Genomic DNA, 3,126 nt, shown 5'->3' with positions numbered 1-3,126 from the left:
CAAATGAGCCTGAGTACGATTTTTCATTTCCAGATAAACATTACCCAGATTAAAATGGGCATCGACCATCTCAGGATCAAAAATCACCGTTTGCTTGTAGGCAGTCACTGCCATACTTAACTGATTTAAACCTTTCTGGGCGATTCCCATGTTATAGAACGCATCAGCTGATTTTTTATCTTTCTGGATTGCTTTTCGCAGAATACTTAAAGCCTTTTGATATTCTCCCATTCGGTTGTAGATGGCGCCTATATTAATATAGGGTGAAGGATCTGCAGGTGCTAATCGAGTCAGTTCCTCAAAATGTGTTATCGCTTCAGGGTATTGCTTTAACTGAAAATAAGCAGCAGCAATTCCGGTATGTGCTTTTTTCTCTCCGGGTTTGACATTGATCACTCTTTGATAAGTCTCAATCGCCTTATCAATATCGCGCGCTTTTAAATATTGGCGTGCCTGTTGCAATAATTCTACGAGTTTTGAGTCATTCATTAGTGTGATATTCTTTCTTAAACGCAAGCTAGAAATAATTGGTTGACTCGGTATCAGTAGAAATCCATTCTGAGCTTTGTAAACTCAGATACGAATTCACCCATATAGATTCTATTCACTGGCAAGTGATATCAGTTTACTCCTTGAGCCTTTTTGAAAGTCAATTTTACCTTCTCTACCAAGCCAGCCAACCGCTTGCATGACAAGATCACGGGGTGCATCAATTTCCCGAGATAATTTACTTAGAGTTACAGGATCATGTTCACTCAAATATTTCCAGACAACCCCTGCAACAACTCCAATGCTCTCGACTTCATGTGATTCAATTTCCGCTGACATTGGCATGCTCCTGAACTATAAACCCGCAGATTTCGGTAATAGAACGCGTTTAGACAATTGTACTACAGATACGTTTCATACTCGATCGTTCATTTCAAATGATTTCGGCCACCAACATTATAAAGTCGAATCACTTTGAGAATCAATCTTTGTTTTTCCAGGTTTTAGCCTGGATCATTATGTTTAAATGATATCTAAATATCCTTGATAGTCGCTACCAAAACAATCCAGACTGTTCGAAATTGCTTCAAGATCTGTCAGAGTTGTTTTTAGATCCTGATCAGTCCCTTGATAAAGAATAAGAGCCGTGAATAACTCCGTTTGAAACAGTCTCAAATAAGCGCTATTGATCAATTCAGAGCACACGAATTCGAGATCACATCCGAGACATTTAGTTCCAGCCAATTCAGTATTGATCTCATAAATATCAAGTTCCGGGTATTCTTCCTGAAACACTTTTTTTGAATGATTATATAATTCTTCCACGGAAATATCTGCAAAATATAAAGAAATTAACCAAAACGAGGAATCTCCTGCAGCGATATTGATTTGTATTTCACCATTGGTTTCATCCACCTCTTTTGTCAACTCCCAGTCACTGGGATATGCAAACGAGATTCCGTATTCATTAAATTTTTTCAGTGGTTTTTCTGTATCGGTCATCTGTCTCATAATTCAAAAAGAAATTCGGTTTTCAGAATAACGTCTCGCGTCTCCCATTGCTTTCAGTATAACCAAATTAGGGTTTTCTGACAGGATTCCAGTTTCGTTCTTTTAGAGGAATTTATCACCTTTTATTGCTGACTGCAGATAGATTACTCAACATCTCTCCAGTATGCCCTACCCTGCGTCCTGCAATTTCTGCAGGAGTTCCATAGTCAATGATATATCCACCAGCCTCTCCCCCATCCGGTCCCATATCGATAATCCAATCAGAAGCACAAATGGCCTGAGGATGATGTTCAATCAACAGAACCGAATTTCCTTCCTGTGTCAATCGAGATAACACTTTTAGAAATCCTTCGATATCTGTCGAATGCAGACCTCTTGTCGGTTCATCCAGAACAAAGAGTGTCCCGCCAACACTTCCCGTCACCAGTTCTGTCCCGAGTTTCAGCCTTTGCGCTTCGCCTCCAGAAAGCATATAGGCTGGTTGTCCCAGTAGAAGATAACCCAGCCCAAGTTCTTCCAGCAGTTTCAGCCGACTTCTGATTTTGGGGATCTGATCAAAAAACAGGAATGCTTCATTGATGGACATTTCAAGAATATCACTGACAGATTTTTCCCGATACTTAATTGACAATGTCTGTCGATTAAAACGTTTCGTTTTGCATTCTCTACAAGGAAGATAAACCGACGGAATAAATTGTAAATCAACACGACGAGATCCTTGACCTTGACAAGAATTACAGCGTCCTCCTTTAGCATTAAAACTAAAACGCCTGGCTGTATATCCTAGCATTCGAGATAACTTCGTTTTTGCAAAAAGTTTACGAATTTCATCCCACACTCCACAATAGGTTGCAGGGTTGGAACGCCCGCTTCTTCCAATCGGCGATTGATCGATTTTTTTAATCTGCTGCAGAGATTCATTGAAATTCACAGACTGGTACTTCAACGAATGTTCCTGCTTTCCCTTCATTTCGGACTTAAGAGCGGGAACCAGTGTTTCGATGACGAGCGTACTTTTTCCACAGCCACTGACGCCAGTCACACAAACCAGTTTCTGTAAGGGCACTTTGAGTGTGACGTTTTTTAAATTGTGAAGATTTGCATCCTTGAGGACAATCTCTGAATCTGTTGTAGTGATTTCCGTAGTATTGAGTTTCAGTTCGGTATTTAATGCACGGGAAGTAAAGGATCGCTTATTCTGAACGACTGACTGATAAGTGCCCGAAGCAACAATTTCGCCTCCTTGAGCTCCAGCATTGGGACCAAGATCAAGTATATAATCACTTGCCCTGACCACATCCAGATCATGCTCGACGACGACAATTGTATTTCCTGATTCTTTAAGTCGTTGTAGAAATTTTAGCAATTTCTCTGTTTCATTGTTATGTAATCCAGTTGTTGGCTCATCCAGAATATAGCAGGCTCCAGTGATACCAGAACCCAGGCAGGAAGCTAATCGAGCCCTTTGAGTCTCTCCACCAGACAATGTGCGTGCAGGACGGCTCAGTGTAATATAACCTAAGCCAATCTCAATCAGGTAACTCAGCCTGCTTTGAATAGCTGGTAAAATCTGATCCGCTACTTTCTGGTTTTGTAGAGCACTTTGTTTCAGCTCTGTACTCGTCC

At 40.7% G+C, this 3,126-nt stretch carries 3 protein-coding genes and 1 pseudogene; all 4 read right to left on the bottom strand.

Features of this window, described 5'->3' with window-relative positions; translation table 11 throughout:
- A partial coding sequence (locus tag Q0668_RS05435; protein ID WP_298860989.1) for a tetratricopeptide repeat protein occupies nucleotides 1-489 on the bottom strand: 489 nt, incomplete at its 3' end.
- Nucleotides 490-600: 111 nt separating this feature from the next.
- On the bottom strand, nucleotides 601-828 hold the full coding sequence (locus tag Q0668_RS05430) for a winged helix-turn-helix domain-containing protein (RefSeq protein ID WP_298860986.1): 228 nt from the start codon (nucleotides 826-828) through the stop codon (nucleotides 601-603).
- A 183-nt stretch (nucleotides 829-1,011) separates the two neighbouring features.
- Nucleotides 1,012-1,491, bottom strand: coding sequence for a hypothetical protein (locus Q0668_RS05425; RefSeq protein WP_298860983.1), 480 nt, complete (start codon nucleotides 1,489-1,491; stop codon nucleotides 1,012-1,014).
- 124 nt (nucleotides 1,492-1,615) lie between these two features.
- A pseudogene (locus Q0668_RS05420) lies at nucleotides 1,616-3,126 on the bottom strand (ATP-binding cassette domain-containing protein); the annotation flags it as partial.

It is taken from the genome of uncultured Gimesia sp. (assembly GCF_937910335.1).
Classification (GTDB): Bacteria; Planctomycetota; Planctomycetia; order Planctomycetales; family Planctomycetaceae; genus Gimesia.
This window is presented reverse-complemented; position numbering and strand designations above follow the sequence as displayed.